Raw genomic sequence first — 20,952 nt, 5'->3', positions numbered from 1 at the left:
CCATGGTTTGAAAAATATGATATAATCATTACAATTGTTTCAAGTATAAAAAGGAGTTTGATATGTCTGATAATCTGTTGATTATTATTATGATTGTAATCGCGACTCTTCTGATCATTGCTTATGTTGTAGCGATTTTGTTACGCAAACGAAATGAAAAGAGGATCGCAGTACTAGAAGGAAGAAAGGAAGAGTTGTATAACCTTCCAGTTAACGATGAAGTTGAAGCTGTTAAGAATATGCATCTGATTGGTCAAAGTCAGATTGCATTTAGAGAGTGGAACCAAAAATGGGTAGACCTATCCCTCAACTCATTTGCAGATATTGAGAATAATCTGTTTGAAGCAGAAGGGTACAATAATTCATTTCGCTTCTTGAAAGCTCAACACAAAATTGATCAAATTGAAAGCCAGATTACCCTTATCGAAGAAGATATTGCCTCCATTCGAAATGCTTTGGCAGATCTAGAAAAACAAGAATCAAAAAATAGTGGTCGTGTCTTGCATGCTTTAGATTTATTTGAAAGCTTACAGAAGGCGGTCGCAGAAGATTCTGAGAAATATGGTCAAGCACTTCCTGAAATTGAAAAACAATTGGAGAACATCCAATCAGAATTTTCTCAATTTGTGACGCTAAACTCTTCAGGAGATCCAGTTGAAGCAGCAGGAATTTTGGATAATGCTGAAAACCATATCCTCGCTTTGACACATATCGTAGAGAGAATTCCAGCAATTGTTACTAAACTAACGACAGAACTCCCTGATCAACTTGAAGATCTGGAGGCTGGCTATCGTAAGTTGCTTGATGCTAACTATCACTTTGTAGAAACTGATATTGAATCGCGTTTGCAGTTGTTGTATGAAGCATTGAAAAATAACCAAGAAAATATTAAAAAATTGGAATTGGATAATGCTGAATATGAAAACACTCAGATTCAAGAAGAAATCAATGCTCTCTATAATATTTTCACACGAGAGATTGCTTCTCAAAAGGTTGTTGAAAACTTGTTGTCAACACTTCCAACCTATCTTGACCACTTAAAAGACAACAATCAGGTCTTGGTAAAAGATATTGAACGCTTGAGCAAAACTTACTTGATGTCTGAGAGTGATGTCAATCACGTCCGTCGTCTTCAAGTGGATTTGGATTCCTTAGAAGTTACAGTTAGTGATTTGACTTCAGAACAAGAGGAATATTCAGAAGCTTACTCTGTATTGGAAGAACGTTTAGAAAATGTTCAAGCTACATTAAAAGAAATTGAAGATGATCAAGTTTCAGTGAGCGAACGTTTAGTACAGATTGAAAAAGATGATGTTAATGCTCGTCAAAAGGCAAATGTTTACGTCAATCGTCTCCACACAATCAAGCGCTACATGGAAAAGAGAAATCTTCCAGGAATCCCACAGAACTTCTTGAAATTATTCTTTGCTGCTAGCCATAGTACTGAGGATTTGATGGCAGAGTTGGAACAGTCACAAGTCAACATTGAGTCTGTTAATCGTATCCTAGAAATTGCAACTCACGATATGGAAGTTTTGGAAACAGAAACTTACAGTATTGTGCAATATGCAACCTTGACAGAGCAATTGCTTCAATATTCTAACCGCTACAGATCATTTGATGAAGGGATTCAACAAGCCTTCCATGAATCTTTAGAAATCTTTGAAAATGCCTTTGATTATCAAGCATCTTTCGAAAAGATTTCCCAAGCTTTGGAAGTTGCTGAACCAGGGGTAACAAATCGCTTTGTTTCCTCATATGAAAAAACAAGAGAAATCATTCGATTTTAATTAAGAAAAGGCGGTGGGACAGAAATCGATAGACAAAGTCTCGATTTCGTAGTCCCAGCCCCGCGAAGATGATTAGGAGTTTTTGGAGTCTAAAAGACGAACAAAAAGTCCAATCAGCTACCGCGTCAAAGTTTGATTGCTAATAAAAAGTGAGGTCGGGATCTTTTGTCCCAACCTCTTTCTTTTACCTTTCTTTTCTTTAAAAATGGACATTTTCCTATTTATCATTGAAATTATAGGCCTGATTTGATATGATAAGACTATGACTAAAAAAAGAACAAATTGTAAAACAAATGACAAGAAGAAAAGAAATTTATGGATTATTGTGGGGCTTCTATTCTTCACAATCCTAACATTAGGTGCAGGTATTGCTTATAAAGTCTTGACCAAGCAAGCTTTTGAGCAAAAAATTGAAGCACTGAAAAAAGAAAAAGATGATTCCTATTCACAAGGAAGTCAGAAAGAGAATTTTCGTAAGGGGCAGGCAGAAATCATCACCTACTATCCTATGACGGGGGACAAGGTCATTACCTCTGTTCAGGATATCATTGTAAAAGATATTACGGATAAAGTAGAAGATAAAGAACATTTGATTTTTTACTATTCTGAAAAAGATTCATCCTCTATCAAAGGTGTGGAGAGCCATCTTGTAAAAAAACAGGCCTATGACCTGAGTGATTCTACTGTTGTGGAATTAGAAAATACGTCGTTAGATCAGCTTTATCTTAAGGAAGATGGGACTCTGTTTACATTAGATCAGCTCTTTACAGATGCTAGCAAAGCTAAAGAGAAGTTTCTTGAGGATATCAAGTCAACGCTCCAAGATAAAAAGATTGAACAAACACTTGTTGATCAAGTAACAGCCGATTTTTCAGCTAGCGATTTATCATCTTGGAAGTTTGCATACAAAGATAGTCAATTGGTTCTTTATCCAATCAAAGCAACCAATAATGTAGAAGAAATAGCTTTGCCTATTTCAGACTTCTTTGATGTTATCCAATCGTCCTATCTAACTGAAAAGGATGCAGAACTTTATAAGAAGGCTCAGGCTGAGAAAAATAAAAAAGTAGTAGCTCTTACCTTTGATGATGGACCAGATGGAAATACAACTCCACAAGCTTTAGATATTCTAGCCAAGTATAAGATTAAAGCAACCTTCTTTGTTCAAGGAAAAAATATTTCAGGTAATGAGTCGATCCTTAAACGTATGCAATCTGAAGGTCATGAAGTTGGAAACCATAGCTGGAATCATCCAATTTTAACAAAATTGTCATTGGAAGACGCTAAGAAACAGCTTACAGATACAGAAGATGCTATTACAAAAGTTCTTGGTAAAAGCTCTAAATTGATGCGTCCACCATACGGAGCAATCTCAGATGATATTCGCAATAGCTTTGATTTAAGCTTTATCATGTGGGATGTGGATAGTTTCGATTGGAAGAGTAAAAATGAAGCAGCGATTTTGACAGAAATTCAGCGTCAGGCAAGCAATGGATCTATCATTTTAATGCATGATATCCATCAAACATCTGTTAATTCATTACCAAAAGTAATTGAGTATCTACAGGAACAAGGATATAGTTTTGTGACTGTATCAGATCTACTCAACACTCGTTTGAAGCCACATGAGATTTACTATTCTCGTAACCAGTAAGTTCACAGTAGGCAAATATTTAAAAAAATTAAAAAAAGATAGTTTTAATCTTGACAAGTAGGGGAAAACTTGATATCATATAAAAGTTGAGAAAAGCAGAAGTGAGAACTTCTCGCCTTGCGACTAACGTTGTCTGGCCCCTACGGATCAAATTTCAGAAATGAAATACAATCATGTAGTGCGGGTTTGCGTTAGCAAGTCCGCTCTTGTTTTTCTCTAAATTAAAAAAAGAGGTGAAAACCATAGCAAAGCAAGACTTATTCATCAATGATGAAATTCGTGTACGCGAAGTTCGCTTAATCGGTCTTGAAGGTGAGCAATTGGGTATCAAACCACTAAGCGAAGCGCAAGCACTTGCGGACGAAGCTAATGTGGACTTGGTTCTCATTCAACCTCAAGCTAAACCTCCTGTTGCGAAAATTATGGACTACGGTAAGTTCAAATTTGAGTACCAGAAGAAACAAAAAGAGCAACGCAAAAAACAAAGCGTTGTGACCGTGAAAGAAGTTCGTTTGAGCCCAGTTATCGACAAGGGTGATTTCGAAACTAAACTTCGCAATGCTCGCAAGTTCCTTGAAAAAGGAAACAAAGTGAAGGTATCTATTCGCTTTAAGGGGCGTATGATCACCCATAAAGAGATTGGTGCAAAAGTTTTAGCCGAGTTCGCTGAAGCAACTCAAGATATTGCTATCATTGAACAACGTGCTAAAATGGATGGACGCCAAATGTTCATGCAATTGGCGCCAGCAACTGACAAAAAATAATTGTCAGAAAGTTAAATAAAGGAGAAAAAATCATGCCAAAACAAAAAACACACCGCGCATCAGCTAAACGTTTCAAACGTACAGGTTCTGGTGGACTTAAACGTTTCCGTGCTTACACATCTCACCGTTTCCACGGAAAAACTAAAAAACAACGTCGTCATCTTCGTAAAGCATCTATGGTGCATTCAGGAGATTTCAAACGTATCAAGGCAATGCTTACTCGCTTGAAATAATCGCGTATTTGTAAGTAAACAATTCTAGGAAATATTTGGAGGAAATAAAACATGGCACGTGTTAAAGGTGGCGTTGTATCACGCAAACGTCGTAAACGTATTCTTAAATTAGCAAAAGGTTACTATGGAGCTAAACACATCTTGTTCCGTACTGCAAAAGAACAAGTAATGAACTCTTACTACTATGCATACCGTGACCGTCGTCAAAAGAAACGTGACTTCCGTAAATTGTGGATCACACGTATCAATGCGGCAGCTCGTTTGAACGGACTTTCATACTCACAATTGATGCATGGTTTGAAATTGGCTGAGATCGAAGTTAACCGTAAAATGCTTGCTGACTTGGCTGTTAACGATGCAGCAGCTTTCACAGCTCTTGCAGATGCAGCTAAAGCAAAACTTGGTAAATAATTATTCATAAGACTGGTGCAAGTTTGTCCCAGTCTTTTTTAACAAAGGAGAAAAAAATGGCTTCTAAAATGCTACACACTTGCTTGCGAGTTGAAAATCTTGAAAAATCAATCGCTTTTTATCAAGATGCTTTTGGTTTTAAGGAATTACGTCGTAGAGACTTTCCAGACTATGCGTTCACTATTGTTTATCTTGGACTTGAAGGTGATGATTATGAGTTGGAGTTGACTTATAACTATGATCACGGACCATATGTTGTCGGTGACGGTTTTGCTCACATCGCCTTAAGCACACCTGATCTTGAGGCTCTTCATAAAGAACATAGCGACAAAGGCTATGAAGTGACAGCACCTAATGGACTTCCAGGGACTCAACCAAACTATTACTTTATCAAAGATCCAGATGGATACAAGGTAGAAGTGATTCGTGAAAATTCATTATAGTTCCTATCGAGTAGCTTGTATGCTACTCGTTTTTTTAATTTGTAGTAGAATGAAAGAAAAAGAATGGCGTCAAGGTCATGAAAGTTCATGTAAAAGATGATTTTTGGCAACTATTTCCAGATGCTCAAATCTCTGTATTGGTGGTAAAAGGTCTCAACAATACTATTGATGAGAATGAGGATCCATATTTTAAAGCTTTACTAGATGAAGGGATCAAAAAAGCTCGGATTTTTATACCAGATGAAAATTTCACTCAGAATGAAGTGATTCAAGAATGGCGCCAGGCATTCACTAAATTCAAAACCAAAAAAGGTGCTCGTTCTTCTATTGAAGCTTTATTAAAGCGTGTAAGTCAAGGAAGAGAATTTAATCCAATAAATCCTTTGGTAGATATTTATAATAGTGTTTCACTTTCTTACGCTGTTCCTTGTGGGGGAGAGGATTTAGCTAAGATTGTTGGTGACTTATGTCTCGGAAGAGCTCAAGGGAATGAATCCTTCTTTCCACTAGGGGCCGAAAGTGATGCTTCTGCATTAGCCGATGAAATTATTTATTTTGATGAACAAGGTGCGGTTTGTCGGTGTTTAAACTGGCGTGAAGCCCAAAGAACCATGTTAACAGAAGAAACCAAAGATGCTGTTTTAGTCATTGAAGCTATCAATGAAGAACAGGCATCAAGAGCTCGGGAAGCAATGCTAGAATTACATACTAAAATTGAGGAATATTTCGGTGTTAGTGGCAAGATCAGTCACTTGACAGCTACAAATCCTATCTTGGAAATAGAATGATAAGTGAGAATCACAGTTAATTCAGCTGTGGTTCTTTTTCTACAAGGGAAGAAAGAAATTGTTTTTCTATTTTCTAAAATGGTATAATATAAGAAGAAAAAGGGAGGTGATAGCGAGTGATTGCACAACTTGATACAAAAACGGTTTATAGTTTCATGGAGAGTATGATTTCCATTCAGAAGTATGTTGACCAAGGGAAAGCATACGGCTACTCAGCACTTGGAATCATGGATATTGACAATCTCTATGGGGCTTATTATTTTATCAAAGAGTGCCAAAAACAGGGGATTCAGCCCTTATTAGGTCTTGAGGTGACTGTTCATCATAAGGAGGAACTCGTCAACCTTCGATTTTTAGCCTTGTCAAATCATGGCTATCGAAATCTCATGAAGATTTCGACTCTAAAAATGACAGGTAAAAAGGAATGGACTGATTTTTCTCCCTATCTAGAAGATATTTGTGTTATTGTTCCCTATTATTCTGCAATTGATTCCTTGGACTTAGGGCATGACTATTATATCGGAGTGTATCCAGATACACCTCAGTCGAATTTTTCTCACTCCATTCTCCCACTTTATCGTGTTAATTCCTTCGAATCTGAGGATTTAGAAACGCTTCAAATGCTCAAGGCGATTAAGGAAAATGTGACCTTGCGAGAGGTAGATGTTCAATCGCAACAAGGCTTGTTTTTACCTGCTGACCGTCTTGAACAATTTTTTGTAGAAAAGTTTCCAAAAGCTTTAGACAATCTATCTGAACTGATTGGAGCAACTACTTATGAGATTGATAGTAGTCTCAAGCTTCCACGCTTCAATCCAGAGCGTCCTGCTGTTGAAGAGTTGCGCGAAAGAGCTATTAAGGGCTTGGAACAGAAAGGCTTACTAGATTCAGTTTATCAGGCTCGTTTGGAAGAAGAACTATCTGTGATTCATGACATGGGATTCGATGACTACTTCTTAGTTGTCTGGGATCTCTTACGTTTTGGTCGTTCTCAAGGATATTATATGGGTATGGGACGTGGATCTGCAGTTGGAAGTCTAGTGGCCTATGCTCTAGATATCACTGGTATTGACCCTGTGGCTAAGAATCTCATCTTTGAGCGCTTTTTAAATCGTGAACGCTATACCATGCCTGATATCGATATTGATATTCCTGATATCTATCGTCCTGAATTTATCCGTTATGTTCGTGACCGTTATGGTAGTATTCACGCTGCTCAAATAGTCACCTACTCGACTTTTGGTGCCAAACAGGCTATCCGAGATGTTTTTAAACGGTATGGTGTTCCCGAGTACGAGTTGACATCCATAACCAAGAAAATTGGTTTCAAAGATACCTTGACAACCGCCTATGAAGGCAATCTAGGATTTAGACAACTGATTCAAAGCAGGATTGAGTACCAAAAGGCTTTTGAAATTGCCAAAAAGATAGAAGGCTATCCTCGACAGACTTCTATCCATGCTGCTGGTGTCGTGATTAGTGATAAAAATCTAACGGACTATATTCCTCTTAAGTATGGTGAGGATATGCTCATTACCCAGTATGATGCTCATGGAGTTGAAGGAAACGGCTTGCTCAAGATGGACTTCTTGGGTCTTCGAAACCTAACCTTCGCTCAAAAAATGCAGGAGCTCTTATATGAAACTCAAGGAATTCAGCTAAGGATTGAGGATATAGACCTTGAGGATAAAGAAACTTTAGCCCTCTTTGCAGCTGGGAAGACCAAGGGAATCTTTCAATTTGAACAACCTGGTGCTATTCGCTTATTAAAGCGCGTGAAACCAGAAAGATTTGAAGAAGTAGTGGCAACGACTTCCCTCAACAGACCTGGAGCGAGTGACTATATCGACAACTTTGTGGCTCGAAAACATGGTAAAGAAAAGGTAACAGTTCTGGACCCAGTTTTGGAAGATATTCTGGCTCCAACTTATGGCATTATGCTTTACCAAGAACAGGTGATGCAAGTGGCACAGCGTTACGCTGGTTTCAGCCTTGGGAAGGCCGACATTTTACGTCGTGCCATGGGGAAAAAGAACGCAGCTGAGATGCACCGAATGGAGGAAAGTTTCATCCAAGGAGCACTCGAAAAAGGGCATAGTAAAGAACAGGCTCAGCAGGTTTTTGCTGTCATGGAAAAATTTGCTGGTTATGGTTTCAACCGATCGCATGCTTATGCTTATGCGGCTTTAGCCTTCCAGCTTGCTTACTTTAAAACACATTACCCAGAAATCTTTTATCAAGTCATGCTCAACTATGCCAGTGGAGATTATATTCTCGATGCGCTTGAAATGGGCTTTGAACTGACACCACTCTCTATCAATACAATTCCGTATCTGGATAAATTGACAGACAAGACTATTTACTTGGGGCTTAAGAGTATCAAGGGGATGCCTCGAGATTTTGCCTATTGGATTTTAGAGAATCGTCCTTTTAGCAGTGTCGAAGATTTTGTCACTCGCTTGCCTAAAAATTATCAGAAGTTGAGTCTTTTAACTCCCCTAGTCGAGATTGGTTTATTTGATAGTTTTGAAAAAAATCGCCAAAAAATCTTATCCAATTTACCTACTTTGTTTATTTTTGTGGAAGAATTGGGTAGTTTATTTGCAGATAATAGCTACAATTGGCTTGAGAGTGAGGATTTTACGCAAGTCGAAAAGTTTCGTAAGGAACAGGAGTGGCTTGGAGTCGGTATCAGTCCGCATCCCTTACTGATTTTAGCAAAGAATCCCCTCTATCCAATTGTGAGTTTGTCTGAACTATCTGAAGGACAGACAGCTACAGTACTCGTTGAGATAGAATCCATTCGTGTCATTCGTACTAAAAAAGGTGAAAACATGGCTTTTCTGAAAGTTAGTGATAGTAAAACGAAGCTTGAAGTCACAGTTTTTTCTGATCAGTATCGCCAATTTAACAATCTCTTACATGAAGGAAGATTTTACTACCTAAATGGAAAAGTGCAGGCAAGAGACGGTCGCCTTCAGTTAGTGTTAAATAATCTAAAAGAAGCAGTGAGTGAACGATTTTGGATTCAGGCTGCTGATCATGAACATGATTCTGAAATTTATCATATTTTAGAACAATACAAGGGACAAATTCCAGTCATTATACGCTACGAAAATGAACAAAAAAATGTTCTGTTGCCGGGTTATTTTGTTGCAAAAGATGTTAGTTTGCAGGAATCTTTGAGTCAAATAACTATGAAAACGATTTATCGTTAAAAATCAATGAAAATAAAAGAATTTTAACTTTAATTATGGTATAATCAGTTAGAATGTTAAAAGAAAAAGGAGCAAAACCAAATGAAACGTATTGCTGTTTTGACTAGTGGTGGAGACGCCCCTGGTATGAATGCTGCCATCCGTGCAGTAGTTCGTCAAGCAATCTCAGAAGGAATGGAAGTTTTTGGTATCTATGATGGATACGCAGGTATGGTTGCCGGCGAAATTTATCCACTTGATGCTGCTTCAGTGGGAGACATCATTTCACGTGGTGGTACTTTCCTTCACTCTGCTCGTTATCCTGAGTTTGCAAAACTCGAAGGTCAACTTAAAGGGATTGAGCAGTTGAAAAAACACGGTATCGAAGGTGTCGTGGTTATCGGTGGTGACGGTTCTTATCACGGAGCTATGCGCTTGACTGAGCATGGATTCCCTGCTATCGGACTTCCAGGAACAATCGATAACGATATCGTAGGTACTGATTTCACAATCGGATTTGATACTGCAGTTACAACTGCAATGGATGCGATCGATAAGATTCGTGATACCTCATCAAGTCACCGTCGTACTTTCGTAGTTGAAGTTATGGGACGTAATGCTGGAGATATCGCTCTTTGGGCTGGTATTGCCACTGGTGCTGATGAAATTATCATCCCTGAAGAAGGCTTCAAGATGGAAGACATCGTAGCAAGTATCAAAGCTGGATATGAACACGGTAAGAAACACAACATTATCGTTTTGGCAGAAGGTGTTATGTCAGCGGCTGAATTTGGTCAAAAGCTAAAAGAAGCTGGAGATACAAGCGACCTTCGTGTAACTGAACTTGGTCATATCCAACGTGGTGGATCTCCAACTGCTCGTGACCGTGTATTGGCGTCACGCATGGGTGCACACGCTGTTAAACTTCTTAAACAAGGAATCGGTGGTGTCGCTGTTGGTATCCGCAATGAGAAAATGGTTGAAAATCCAATTCTTGGAACTGCAGAAGAAGGAGCTTTGTTTAGCCTAACAGCTGATGGTAAGATCGTTGTTAACAACCCTCACAAAGCTGACCTTGAACTTTCTGCTTTGAACAAGAGCTTGTCATAATCAACTTTAACTAAACTGGTAAAATGACCATAAAAGGTCAAATTATATAAAGGAGTCACAAAAATCATGAACAAACGTGTAAAAATCGTTGCAACTTTGGGTCCTGCGGTAGAAATCCGTGGTGGTAAAAAATTCGGTGAAGACGGATACTGGGGTGAAAAACTTGACGTTGAAGCTTCAGCTAAAAACATTGCTCAATTGATTGAAGCAGGAGCTAACACTTTCCGTTTCAACTTCTCACACGGTGACCACCAAGAACAAGGTGACCGTATGGCAACTGTTAAACTTGCAGAAAAACTTGCAGGTAAAAAAGTTGGTTTCCTTCTTGATACTAAAGGACCAGAAATCCGTACTGAATTGTTCGAAGGTGAAGCTAAAGAGTACTCATACAAAACTGGTGAAAAAATCCGTGTTGCAACTAAACAAGGTATCAAATCAACTCGTGAAGTGATTGCTTTGAACGTTGCTGGAGCTCTTGACATCTATGATGACGTTGAAGTTGGTCGCCAAGTATTGGTTGACGATGGTAAACTTGGTCTTCGTGTTGTAGAAAAAGACGATGCAACTCGTGAATTTGTCGTTGAAGTTGAAAACGACGGTGTTATCGCTAAACAAAAAGGTGTAAACATCCCTAACACTAAAATTCCTTTCCCAGCTCTTGCTGAACGTGATAACGCTGATATCCGCTTCGGTCTTGAACAAGGTATCAACTTCATCGCGATCTCATTCGTACGTACTGCAAAAGACGTTAACGAAGTTCGTGCAATCTGTGAAGAAACTGGTAACGGTCACGTTCAATTGTTCGCTAAAATCGAAAACCAACAAGGTATCGATAACTTGGACGAAATCATTGAAGCTGCTGACGGTATCATGATCGCTCGTGGTGACATGGGTATCGAAGTACCATTTGAAATGGTTCCAGTTTACCAAAAAATGATCATCACTAAAGTGAACGCTGCTGGTAAAGTTGTTATCACTGCAACAAACATGCTTGAAACAATGACTGAAAAACCACGTGCAACTCGTTCAGAAGTATCAGACGTATTCAACGCTGTTATCGACGGAACTGATGCTACAATGCTTTCAGGTGAGTCAGCAAATGGTAAATACCCACTTGAGTCTGTTCGTACAATGGCAACTATCGATAAGAACGCTCAAACTCTTCTTAACGAATACGGACGTTTGAACTCAGATTCATTTGAACGTAACTCTAAGACAGAAGTTATGGCTTCAGCAGTTAAAGACGCTACAAACTCAATGGACATCAAATTGGTTGTAACTCTTACTAAGACTGGTCACACAGCACGTTTGATCTCTAAATATCGTCCAAATGCTGATATCTTGGCATTGACATTTGACGAATTGACAGAACGTGGATTGATGTTGAACTGGGGTGTTATCCCAATGTTGACAGAAGCTCCATCATCAACTGATGACATGTTTGAAATTGCAGAACGTAAAGCAGTTGAAGCAGGTCTTGTACAATCTGGTGACGATATCGTTATCGTTGCAGGTGTGCCACTTGGTGAAGCAGTTCGTACTAACACAATGCGTATCCGCACTGTACGTTAATCTAATATTAAAAAGCCTATCATATCAAGCTTTCTAGCTTGTGTGATAGGTCTTTTTTTGTGACGAGGGGCAAAATATATCATTTTCCTTTCAATGCTAAGGTATAAACTACAGTTTGCCCTGTAACTTTTGCTGTAATTAGAGATTTCATTGGTCATCTTAGTATCTTTTTGTCTAAATCTAGCTAGGATTTTTTGGATAATAAGTCTATCAGTGTTTGATTGTTGCTTGAGCTTATTGCTATTTGAACAGAAAGAATTGCTAAAAGATAGTATTTAATAGTGTTTAGGAAAATAAAAAAAAGCTCTCTGGAAAAACCAGAAAGCTTGAGAGGCATCTCCATGTGAGAAATTGGTTCACACAATTTCTCAAGGTCCGCTCCTGCGTTATGACCTCCTTTGCTCAATAGTAGCTCTCGCTACATATCGACTCATCGCAAGTTTTATTTTACTATAAGGTCAATAAAATGTCAATAAAAAAAGTTCCTATACCAAGGAACTGATCAACAATGCTAATTGCCGGGATCGAACCGGCGACCTCATCCTTACCATGGATGCGCTCTGCCTACTGAGCTAAATCAGCTTACTTAAAAAGTATACTATAGTTTCAAATCTTTGTCAATACGTTATTTTCTTTAAAAAATAATCGGATTTCCGCTCAAAAAAAGGCTTAAGGAGATAGCTCCTAAGCCACTGTTTCCTTTAGCCTAATTTTTCTTTTATTTTGTCTGGATTCCAGATAAAGCTTGCGATAAAGCTAAAAATGATGGTGATAACAGCTACGATAATAGCTAGAATAAGGGCAGGGATACGGATAAACCACCAAAGTGGATTTGGTTTCTTATCATTGTGCCATTGTTTCGTTTCCTCATCTAAACGTTGGAATTCAGATTGGATGCGGTCTGCAACCATCTCAATACCTTCATCATTCATTTTTTTGATGTCAGAAATATCAATAGGATTTCCAAAGTTCATGTCGACACGTTCACGACTAATGAGCCCTTTTAAGGTCATTGGACCAGTGTAGGTAACTGGCATGATACGTACTTTTGCCATTTTAGCGATGAGAGCAACACCACCTTTAACATCGTTGGAATGACGACTGCCACTTGGGAACATGATGAGAGATCGGTCGCTCTTTTTAAGAACATTGATAGGGTATTTGATAGCCGAAGCGCTAGGATTCTCCCGATCAATAGGAAAGGCACCACACATACGAATCCACCAACCAAAGATTCGATTAGAGAACAGTTCCTTTTTAGCCATAAAAACAAACTGTTTCGGTTTGGTCGCAAATGCCATGTAGACAGGATCCCACCAAGTACGATGGGGCGCAACTAGAATATAGTTTTCATCTTGACTCGGAATTTTATCCGTATTATGATAATGAGCATTACCGTTGATAGACCAGAGAATCAACATAACCAGCCCACGAAGATAAGTATAAAACATGGTATCTCCTTCAATTTTCTTTCTTTTATTATACCTTATCATACTAGGACAAGCAAATGTTTTTTTGTTTAGGTGGAATTGCTCTTCATATGAAATTAGAATTATTCAAAAAAAAATGATATGATAGAACTTATGGATAAAAATAAAATTATAGGCTTAAGCCAATCAGAAGTTAAAGAACGTCAGAAACAGGGACAGGTCAATGATTTCAAAGCATCAGCTAGTACCAGTACTTGGCAGATTGTAAAACGAAATGTCTTTACTCTCTTCAATGCTTTAAACTTTGCTATTGCATTAGCGCTCGCTTTTGTTCAAGCCTGGAGCAACCTGGTTTTCTTTGCGGTTATCTGTTTTAATGCTTTTTCAGGAATTGTAACCGAGCTACGTGCCAAGCATATGGTTGATAAACTCAATCTCCTGAATAAAGAAAAGATTACCACTATCCGTGATGGACAAGAAATTGCTTTAGACCCTGAAGAGCTTGTTTTGGATGATGTGATTCGCTTGTCTGCAGGGGATCAAATTCCAAGTGATGCGATTGTATTAGAAGGCTTTGCAGAAGTCAATGAAGCCATGTTAACGGGCGAGAGCGACTTGGTGCAAAAAGAAGTAGAAGACTTAATGCTATCCGGTAGTTTTCTTGCCAGTGGTTCTGTCTTTGCTCGAGTTCATCATGTAGGAGCAGATAACTATGCAGCCAAACTCATGCTTGAAGCTAAGACAGTTAAACCGATCAACTCACGTATCATGAAATCACTTGATCAACTTGCAGGCTTTACTGGGAAAATCATCATTCCATTTGGAATTGCCCTCTTGCTTGAAGCTTTGGTCTTGAAAGGTTTACCACTGAAGTCTTCTGTAGTGAATTCCTCTACAGCTCTTTTGGGAATGTTGCCTAAGGGGATTGCCCTCTTGACCATTACCTCTCTTTTAACCGCTGTTATCAAGCTTGGTTTGAAAAAGGTCTTGGTGCAGGAGATGTACTCTGTTGAAACCCTAGCGCGCGTGGATATGCTCTGCTTGGATAAGACAGGTACCATCACCCAAGGGAAGATGCAGGTTGAGACTGTTCTTCCTCTGACCCAGGCTTATGACAAGGATGCTATTGCCAAAATATTAACTAGCTATATGGCAAACAGTGAAGATAAGAACCCAACAGCACAAGCTATTCGTCAACGTTTTCAAGGTCAAGTAACTTATCCGATGATTTCTAATCTTCCATTTTCAAGCGATCGTAAATGGGGAGCAATGGAGTTGGAAGGTCTTGGAACTGTTTTTCTAGGCGCACCAGAGATGTTGTTGGATGCTGAAGTTCCTGAGGCTAGAGAAGCTCTCGAACGAGGATCTCGTGTCTTAGTTCTGGCCCTCAGTCAAGAAAAACTTGATCACCACAAGCCACAAAAGCCATCTGATATTCAAGCCTTGGCTTTGCTTGAAATTCTAGATCCAATCCGAGAAGGGGCAGCTGAAACTCTAGACTATCTTCGTTCTCAGGAAGTGGGCCTGAAAATTATCTCTGGTGATAATCCAGTTACGGTTTCAAGTATTGCTCAAAAAGCTGGTTTTGCAGATTACCACAGCTATGTAGATTGTTCGAAAATCACGGACGAGGAATTGATTGCTATGGCTGAGGAGACAGCGATTTTCGGACGTGTCTCTCCTCATCAAAAGAAACTGATCATCCAAACGTTGAAAAAAGCAGGTCATACGACTGCAATGACAGGAGATGGTGTCAATGATATCCTTGCTCTCCGCGAGGCAGACTGTTCCATCGTGATGGCTGAAGGAGATCCAGCGACTCGTCAGATTGCAAATCTGGTCCTCTTGAACTCAGACTTTAATGATGTTCCTGAGATTCTCTTTGAAGGTCGTCGTGTGGTCAATAACATTGCCCACATTGCTCCAATTTTCTTGATTAAGACCATCTATTCCTTCTTATTGGCAATCATCTGTATTGCAAGTGCATTGTTGGGTCGTACTGAATGGATTTTGATTTTCCCATTCATTCCGATTCAGATTACCATGATTGACCAGTTTGTGGAAGGATTCCCACCGTTCGTATTGACCTTTGAACGAAATATCAAACCAGTCGAACAAAACTTTCTCAGAAAATCCATGCTCCGTGCACTACCAAGTGCCTTGATGGTAGTCTTTAGCGTTCTATTTATTAAAATTTTTGGAACCAGTCAAGGTTGGTCAGCCATTGAAATTTCGACACTTTTGTATTATCTACTGGCATCGATTGGTTTCATGTCTGTAGTTAGAGCTTGCTTGCCATTTAGTCTGTGGCGTATTCTCTTGATTATTTGGTCGGTTGGTGGCTTCCTTGGAACGGCTCTATTCCCAAGAATCCAAAAACTACTTGAAATTTCAACACTGACAGGACAAACATTACCTGTCTATGGCATCATGATGCTGATCTTTACTGTGATTTTCATCCTGACAAGTCGTTATCAAGCTAGAAGATAAAGAAAGGCCGCAATCTATGATTGCGGTCTTTTTGGGTGCAGGATTGCTAGACAAAATATGGTATAATAAAGGGAAATAGAGTTTTGGAAAGTGAGAGAAAATGATTTCGAAGAGATTAGAAATTGTAGCTTCTTTTGTACCTCAAGGAGCTGTTTTATTGGACGTCGGAAGCGACCATGCTTATTTACCGATTGAGCTAGTTGAAAAGGGTCACATTGAGCGTGCCATTGCAGGAGAGGTAGTAGAAGGTCCCTATCAATCTGCAGTCAAAAATGTTGAAAGTCATGGTTTGACTGAGAAAATTCAGGTTCGCCTAGCAAATGGTTTGGCTGCTTTTGAAGAGGCTGACCAGGTCTCTGTTATCACTATTGCTGGAATGGGTGGCCGTTTGATTGCTACGATTTTGGAAGACGGATTAGACAAACTTGCAACTGTTGAGCGATTGATTCTTCAACCGAATAACCGAGAAGATGAGTTGCGTTCTTGGTTACAAGAGCACGGTTTTCAAATTATAGCAGAAAGTATTCTAGAAGAAGCTGGAAAATTCTACGAGATTATAGTTGCAGAAGCTGGCGAAATGAATCTATCAGCCACTGATGTTCGCTTTGGTCCATTCTTGTCCAAAGAAGTCAGTCCAGTCTTCATCCAAAAATGGCAAAAAGAAGCTGCTAAGCTTGAGTTTGCCCTTAGTCAAATTCCAGAAAAAAATCAAGAAGAACGTCAGGTTCTAGCAGATAAAATTCAAGCCATCAAGGAGGTGCTCCATGAAAGCAAGTGAAGTGATTAAGCGTTATGAAGCCTATTGTCCACAAGAATTTTCTATGGAAGGTGATAGTCGTGGCCTGCAAATTGGCACCCTAGACAAGGAAATTAAAAAAGTCATGGTTGCCCTTGATATTCGTGAAGAAACGGTTGCAGAAGCCATTGAAAAGGGAGTAGATTTGATTATCGTTAAGCACGCCCCTATCTTTCGTCCAATCAAGGACTTGGTAGCTAGTCGTCCTCAAAATCAGATTTACATCAATCTCATCAAGCACGATATTGCCGTCTACGTTAGTCATACTAATATTGATATCGTTGAAAATGGTCTTAATGATTGGTTCTGCCAACTGTTAGATATTAAGGATACAACTTATCTAAAGGAAACAGGTCCTGAACGTGGGATTGGCCGTATTGGAACTATTAGACCTCAAACCTTTAAGGAATTTGCTGACCATGTTAAGGAAGTCTTTGGTCTAGATAGCCTTCGTATGGTGTATTATCAAGAGACTGATTTGCAAAAGACCATTTCAAGAGTGGCCATTTGTGGCGGCAGTGGGCAGTCTTTCTACTCTGATGCTTTAGCAAAAGGAGCAGATCTTTACATTACTGGTGACATCTATTACCACACTGCCCAAGATATGTTGTCAGACGGCTTGTTGGCTCTGGACCCAGGCCACTATATTGAGGTTCTCTTTGTTGAAAGAATTGCAACGTTTCTGAATGAATGGAAGGAAGAGAATGCTTGGTCGCTAGAAGTTGTCGCAAGTCAGGCTTCTACCAATCCATTCCATCATATCTAGTTAGAAGGTAAAGACAATGAAAAAAGTTGCCATTGTAGGAGCAGGAATTGTAGGGGCAACAGCTGCCTACTATCTCTCTAAAGAAGCAGATATCGAAGTAACTGTCTTTGATCATGGATACGGACAAGCGACCAAGGCAGCTGCAGGAATCATCAGTCCTTGGTTCTCTAAACGACGTAACAAAGCTTGGTACAAGATGGCTCGCCTAGGAGCAGACTTTTATGTAGATTTATTAGCTGATTTAGAAAAAACTGGTCAAAAGGTTGATTTCTACCAGCGCTCAGGAGTCTTCCTTCTCAAAAAAGATGATTCCAAGCTCGAGGAACTTTATGATTTAGCCTTGCAACGTAGAGATGAATCTCCCTTAATTGGCGAATTAGCCATTTTGGACCAAGCTGCTGCAAGCAGCCTATTCCCTGGTCTAAAGGGATTTGAGAGATTGCTCTATGCTTCTGGAGGAGCTCGAGTAGATGGGCAACTCCTAGTGGGTCGTTTACTGGAGGCCAGTCAGGTTAAGGTCGTAAAGAAAGAGGTTAGTCTAACTCCTTTATTATCAGGCTATCAGATAGACAATCAAATGTTTGATCAAGTAATTTTATCTACGGGAGCTTGGCTTGGACACATTTTGGAGCCTTTAGGCTATGAGGTGGATGTTCGTCCTCAAAAAGGTCAACTTAGAGATTATCAGGTTGATTTAGACATGGCAAGCTATTCTGTTGTCATGCCGGAAGGTGAGTGGGATTTGATACCATTTCCTGGAGGTAAGTTATCTCTAGGAGCTACCCATGAGAATGACATGGGATTTGACTTGACAGTGGATGAAACCTTGCTCGATCAAATGGTTGTGGCGGCGAGTCCATTTTATCCAGCCCTGGCTGAGGCAATTTCATCTGGTGAACGTGTGGGGATTCGTGCTTATACAAGTGATTTCTCTCCATTTTTCGGACAGGTTCCAAACTTATCAGGAGTCTATACAGCAAGTGGTCTAGGATCTTCAGGGTTAACGACTGGTCCTATTATCGGTTATCACCTAGCTCAAATGCTTCAAGGAAGAAGTGGAGTATTGGATCCAGCAGATTATCCAACTGAAAGATACATTAAAAAGAAACAATAGTAAATCTTTTACTTAGATTTTACGATAGTGTTAGGAAAGTAAATGACTTTCCCTATCAAAAATGGTAAAATGAAAAAAATAATCCAAGAATTGAGGAAATAAAATGCAAGAAAAAATTCTGGTAACGGGTGGAGCTGGTTTTATCGGAACTCACACCGTCATCGAACTGGTCCAAGCAGGACACCAAGTTGTTGTTGTCGATAATTTGGTAAACAGTAGTCGTAAAAGTCTTGAAGTAGTCGAAAGAATCACTGGGGTAGAAATTCCTTTCTACGAAGCAGATATTCGTGACACAGATACACTTCGTGATATTTTCAAACATGAAGAACCAACAGGTGTGATTCATTTTGCTGGTTTGAAAGCTGTAGGGGAATCTACACGTATCCCACTTGCCTACTATGATAACAATATTGCTGGAACTGTCAGTCTCTTGAAAGTTATGGAAGAGACAAACTGTAAGAATATCATCTTCAGCTCTTCAGCAACAGTTTATGGAGATCCGCATACTGTTCCAATCCTCGAAGATTTCCCTCTTTCTGCTACTAACCCTTATGGTCGTACTAAGTTGATGCTTGAAGAAATCTTGACGGATATCTATAAAGCCGATTCAGAATGGAACGTTGTTTTACTTCGCTACTTCAACCCAATCGGAGCGCATAAGAGCGGTGATTTGGGTGAAAATCCAAACGGTATTCCAAATAACCTTCTTCCATATGTTACACAAGTCGCAGTTGGTAAGTTGGAACAAGTTCAGGTCTTTGGAGATGACTACGATACAGAAGATGGAACAGGTGTTCGTGACTATATCCACGTCGTTGACTTAGCAAAAGGGCACGTTGCGGCCCTTAAGAAGCTTCAAAAAGGTTCAGGACTAAACATTTACAACCTTGGTACAGGGAAAGGCTATTCTGTCCTTGAAATTATCCAAAATATGGAAAAAGCAGTCGGACGCCCGATTCCTTATCGTATTGTGGAGCGCCGTCCTGGTGATATTGCAGAATGTTACTCAGACCCAGCCAAAGCTAAGGAAGAACTTGGATGGGAAGCAGGACTTGGTATTACAGAAATGTGTGAAGATGCATGGCGTTGGCAAAGTAAGCATCCAAATGGATTTGAAGACTAAAATGATGATTTCAATCATAGTCCCATGTTTAAACGAAGAGGAAGTACTTCCTCTTTTTTATCAAACTCTTGAAGTACTGATCCCAGATTTGGGAACAGAAATCGAATATATTTTTGTAGATGATGGGTCGACTGATAGGACTTTGGACGTTCTAAAGATTTATCGAGAGAAAAATCCTGCAGTACATTATATCTCTTTCTCGCGAAATTTTGGGAAGGAAGCGGCCATATATGCAGGTTTACAACAAGCAAGTGGAGATTTGGTGGTAGTTATGGATGCAGACCTTCAGGATCCACCAAGCCTCTTGCTTGAGATGAAGGAACTACTAGATCAGAATCCAGACTTGGACTGCGTTGGAACACGCAGAACCAGTCGAGAAGGAGAACCTTTTTTACGTAGTTTCTGCGCAGATTTTTTTTATCGTTTTATGCAAAAAATTAGCCCAGTAGCCCTTCCATCGGGTGTCCGTGATTTTCGGATGATGAGAAGATCAGTTGTGGATGCAGTGTTAGAATTGACAGAATACAATCGCTTTTCCAAAGGACTCTTTGCCTGGGTTGGTTTCCGTACTCACTATTTAGAATACCCTAATGTTGAAAGGCAGGCAGGTAAGACAAGTTGGAGTTTTAGACAACTCTTTTTCTACTCTATTGAAGGGATTGTGAATTTTTCAGATTTCCCTTTAATATTAGCCTTTGTTGCTGGCCTTTCGTCGTGTTTTCTGGCTTTAGTGATGACATTGTTTGTAGTTGTCCGTACTCTCGTACTGGGCAATCCAACTTCTGGTTGGACCTCTCTGATGGCTGTCATTCTATTTCTTGGTGGTGTCCAATTATTGACGATTGGGATTCTCGGAAAATATATCAGTAAAATTTATATGGAAACGAAAAAAAGACCCCTCTATCTGATAAAAGAACAGAGTGAGTCATGATAAGATTTACTAAAAATAAGTCCTTCAAAAGACTATAATTTTCTGGAAAAATATGCTAAACTAGAGGAAGTGGGATTTGGAAATCGAATCACCGCTGATGACAAATTAATCTTTGATGAGCGCGCGAGTGGGACACTGTTTCACAGCTTCCAGTAGCTCTTCACTAGCTGGGACGTCTCTCTCTAGTAGATTAGGATCATCATAGAAACGCACAATACCATTATCATGGTAATCAAATAAATCAGAATAGGTTTGGCATAGCCCACAGGCAATGCATCGTTCAGGTATAAGTGTGATTTTCATATTTATATTGTAATAAGAAATTAGAAAAAAAACAAGG

At 39.4% G+C, this 20,952-nt stretch carries 18 protein-coding genes, 1 tRNA gene and 1 other annotated feature; of the genes, 16 read left to right on the top strand and 3 right to left on the bottom strand.

Annotated features, from left to right (window positions below; translation table 11 throughout):
* Positions 1-62: 62 nt before the first annotated feature.
* The 10 genes from ezrA to pyk all read left to right on the top strand — a co-directional run bounded on the left by ezrA (position 63) and on the right by pyk (position 11,962).
* A complete protein-coding gene (ezrA, locus tag QEZ38_RS00245; protein WP_281334608.1) occupies positions 63-1,790 on the top strand; it encodes a septation ring formation regulator EzrA in 1,728 nt (575 codons plus the stop codon).
* A 262-nt stretch (positions 1,791-2,052) separates the two neighbouring features.
* Positions 2,053-3,444: a peptidoglycan-N-acetylglucosamine deacetylase PgdA gene (pgdA, locus tag QEZ38_RS00240; RefSeq protein ID WP_153225403.1), complete on the top strand. Its 1,392-nt coding sequence runs from the start codon at positions 2,053-2,055 to the stop codon at positions 3,442-3,444.
* Between the two features lie 87 nt (positions 3,445-3,531).
* Positions 3,532-3,662: a sequence feature (ribosomal protein L20 leader region), on the top strand.
* A 15-nt stretch (positions 3,663-3,677) separates the two neighbouring features.
* Entirely contained in the window at positions 3,678-4,208 is a 531-nt protein-coding gene (infC, locus tag QEZ38_RS00235) for a translation initiation factor IF-3 (protein WP_000848177.1), read from the top strand.
* Between the two features lie 32 nt (positions 4,209-4,240).
* Positions 4,241-4,441, top strand: coding sequence for a 50S ribosomal protein L35 (gene rpmI / locus QEZ38_RS00230; protein WP_001125942.1), 201 nt, complete (start codon positions 4,241-4,243; stop codon positions 4,439-4,441).
* 51 nt (positions 4,442-4,492) lie between these two features.
* Positions 4,493-4,852 (top strand): 50S ribosomal protein L20, encoded by a 360-nt coding sequence (rplT, locus tag QEZ38_RS00225; RefSeq protein WP_000124830.1) that lies wholly within the window; start codon positions 4,493-4,495, stop codon positions 4,850-4,852.
* 56 nt (positions 4,853-4,908) lie between these two features.
* Entirely contained in the window at positions 4,909-5,295 is a 387-nt protein-coding gene (gene gloA, locus QEZ38_RS00220; RefSeq protein ID WP_000157160.1) for a lactoylglutathione lyase, read from the top strand.
* Positions 5,296-5,372: 77 nt separating this feature from the next.
* Positions 5,373-6,083, top strand: coding sequence for a B3/B4 domain-containing protein (locus QEZ38_RS00215; protein WP_153225402.1), 711 nt, complete (start codon positions 5,373-5,375; stop codon positions 6,081-6,083).
* A gap of 116 nt (positions 6,084-6,199) precedes the next feature.
* Positions 6,200-9,301: a DNA polymerase III subunit alpha gene (locus QEZ38_RS00210; RefSeq protein WP_281334607.1), complete on the top strand. Its 3,102-nt coding sequence runs from the start codon at positions 6,200-6,202 to the stop codon at positions 9,299-9,301.
* Positions 9,302-9,382: 81 nt separating this feature from the next.
* A complete protein-coding gene (gene pfkA, locus QEZ38_RS00205; protein ID WP_000820873.1) occupies positions 9,383-10,390 on the top strand; it encodes a 6-phosphofructokinase in 1,008 nt (335 codons plus the stop codon).
* A gap of 66 nt (positions 10,391-10,456) precedes the next feature.
* A complete protein-coding gene (gene pyk / locus QEZ38_RS00200; protein ID WP_001042821.1) occupies positions 10,457-11,962 on the top strand; it encodes a pyruvate kinase in 1,506 nt (501 codons plus the stop codon).
* A 509-nt stretch (positions 11,963-12,471) separates the two neighbouring features.
* Here the strand turns inward: pyk and QEZ38_RS00195 are convergent.
* Positions 12,472-12,544, bottom strand: a tRNA-Thr gene (locus tag QEZ38_RS00195).
* A gap of 119 nt (positions 12,545-12,663) precedes the next feature.
* On the bottom strand, positions 12,664-13,413 hold the full coding sequence (locus QEZ38_RS00190) for a lysophospholipid acyltransferase family protein (RefSeq protein ID WP_281334606.1): 750 nt from the start codon (positions 13,411-13,413) through the stop codon (positions 12,664-12,666).
* Positions 13,414-13,545: 132 nt separating this feature from the next.
* On the opposite strand from QEZ38_RS00190, the gene QEZ38_RS00185 reads away from it, so the two are divergent.
* The 6 genes from QEZ38_RS00185 to QEZ38_RS00160 all read left to right on the top strand — a co-directional run bounded on the left by QEZ38_RS00185 (position 13,546) and on the right by QEZ38_RS00160 (position 20,612).
* The gene (locus QEZ38_RS00185; protein WP_281334605.1) at positions 13,546-15,882 is read left to right on the top strand and encodes a cation-translocating P-type ATPase; all 2,337 of its coding nucleotides are present in this window, start codon (positions 13,546-13,548) and stop codon (positions 15,880-15,882) included.
* 100 nt (positions 15,883-15,982) lie between these two features.
* On the top strand, positions 15,983-16,660 hold the full coding sequence (locus QEZ38_RS00180) for a tRNA (adenine(22)-N(1))-methyltransferase (protein WP_281334604.1): 678 nt from the start codon (positions 15,983-15,985) through the stop codon (positions 16,658-16,660).
* Complete coding sequence (locus QEZ38_RS00175) at positions 16,647-17,444, top strand: Nif3-like dinuclear metal center hexameric protein (protein ID WP_281334603.1); 798 nt, start codon at positions 16,647-16,649, stop codon at positions 17,442-17,444. The genes QEZ38_RS00180 and QEZ38_RS00175 overlap by 14 nt, the downstream gene beginning before the upstream one ends.
* A 16-nt stretch (positions 17,445-17,460) precedes the next feature.
* On the top strand, positions 17,461-18,558 hold the full coding sequence (locus QEZ38_RS00170) for an NAD(P)/FAD-dependent oxidoreductase (protein ID WP_153224920.1): 1,098 nt from the start codon (positions 17,461-17,463) through the stop codon (positions 18,556-18,558).
* 103 nt (positions 18,559-18,661) lie between these two features.
* Positions 18,662-19,681, top strand: coding sequence for a UDP-glucose 4-epimerase GalE (gene galE, locus QEZ38_RS00165; protein WP_153224919.1), 1,020 nt, complete (start codon positions 18,662-18,664; stop codon positions 19,679-19,681).
* On the top strand, positions 19,665-20,612 hold the full coding sequence (locus QEZ38_RS00160) for a glycosyltransferase family 2 protein (protein ID WP_281334602.1): 948 nt from the start codon (positions 19,665-19,667) through the stop codon (positions 20,610-20,612). The genes galE and QEZ38_RS00160 overlap by 17 nt, the downstream gene beginning before the upstream one ends.
* 105 nt (positions 20,613-20,717) lie before the next feature.
* Here QEZ38_RS00160 and QEZ38_RS00155 read toward each other — a convergent pair whose 3' ends face one another.
* Positions 20,718-20,915, bottom strand: coding sequence for a ferredoxin (locus tag QEZ38_RS00155; protein ID WP_083303333.1), 198 nt, complete (start codon positions 20,913-20,915; stop codon positions 20,718-20,720).
* Between the last annotated feature and the right edge of the window lie 37 nt (positions 20,916-20,952).

The organism is Streptococcus taonis, assembly GCF_029948085.1.
Classification (GTDB): Bacteria; Bacillota; Bacilli; order Lactobacillales; family Streptococcaceae; genus Streptococcus; species Streptococcus taonis.
The sequence above is the reverse complement of the archived record's forward strand: the minus strand, read 5'-3'. Positions and strand labels throughout refer to the sequence as shown.

What these genes read in the sequence shown, in the direction of transcription:
- QEZ38_RS00155 (WP_083303333.1), bottom strand. Translation starts at nt 20,915, where the DNA reads ATGAAAATCACACTTATACCTGAACGATGCATTGCCTGTGGGCTATGC.
- galE (WP_153224919.1), top strand. Translation starts at nt 18,662, where the DNA reads ATGCAAGAAAAAATTCTGGTAACGGGTGGAGCTGGTTTTATCGGAACT.
- pgdA (WP_153225403.1), top strand. Translation starts at nt 2,053, where the DNA reads ATGACTAAAAAAAGAACAAATTGTAAAACAAATGACAAGAAGAAAAGA.
- QEZ38_RS00215 (WP_153225402.1), top strand. Translation starts at nt 5,373, where the DNA reads ATGAAAGTTCATGTAAAAGATGATTTTTGGCAACTATTTCCAGATGCT.
- pfkA (WP_000820873.1), top strand. Translation starts at nt 9,383, where the DNA reads ATGAAACGTATTGCTGTTTTGACTAGTGGTGGAGACGCCCCTGGTATG.
- rpmI (WP_001125942.1), top strand. Translation starts at nt 4,241, where the DNA reads ATGCCAAAACAAAAAACACACCGCGCATCAGCTAAACGTTTCAAACGT.
- gloA (WP_000157160.1), top strand. Translation starts at nt 4,909, where the DNA reads ATGGCTTCTAAAATGCTACACACTTGCTTGCGAGTTGAAAATCTTGAA.
- rplT (WP_000124830.1), top strand. Translation starts at nt 4,493, where the DNA reads ATGGCACGTGTTAAAGGTGGCGTTGTATCACGCAAACGTCGTAAACGT.
- QEZ38_RS00160 (WP_281334602.1), top strand. Translation starts at nt 19,665, where the DNA reads ATGGATTTGAAGACTAAAATGATGATTTCAATCATAGTCCCATGTTTA.
- QEZ38_RS00180 (WP_281334604.1), top strand. Translation starts at nt 15,983, where the DNA reads ATGATTTCGAAGAGATTAGAAATTGTAGCTTCTTTTGTACCTCAAGGA.
- ezrA (WP_281334608.1), top strand. Translation starts at nt 63, where the DNA reads ATGTCTGATAATCTGTTGATTATTATTATGATTGTAATCGCGACTCTT.
- QEZ38_RS00175 (WP_281334603.1), top strand. Translation starts at nt 16,647, where the DNA reads ATGAAAGCAAGTGAAGTGATTAAGCGTTATGAAGCCTATTGTCCACAA.
- QEZ38_RS00185 (WP_281334605.1), top strand. Translation starts at nt 13,546, where the DNA reads ATGGATAAAAATAAAATTATAGGCTTAAGCCAATCAGAAGTTAAAGAA.
- pyk (WP_001042821.1), top strand. Translation starts at nt 10,457, where the DNA reads ATGAACAAACGTGTAAAAATCGTTGCAACTTTGGGTCCTGCGGTAGAA.
- QEZ38_RS00190 (WP_281334606.1), bottom strand. Translation starts at nt 13,413, where the DNA reads ATGTTTTATACTTATCTTCGTGGGCTGGTTATGTTGATTCTCTGGTCT.
- QEZ38_RS00170 (WP_153224920.1), top strand. Translation starts at nt 17,461, where the DNA reads ATGAAAAAAGTTGCCATTGTAGGAGCAGGAATTGTAGGGGCAACAGCT.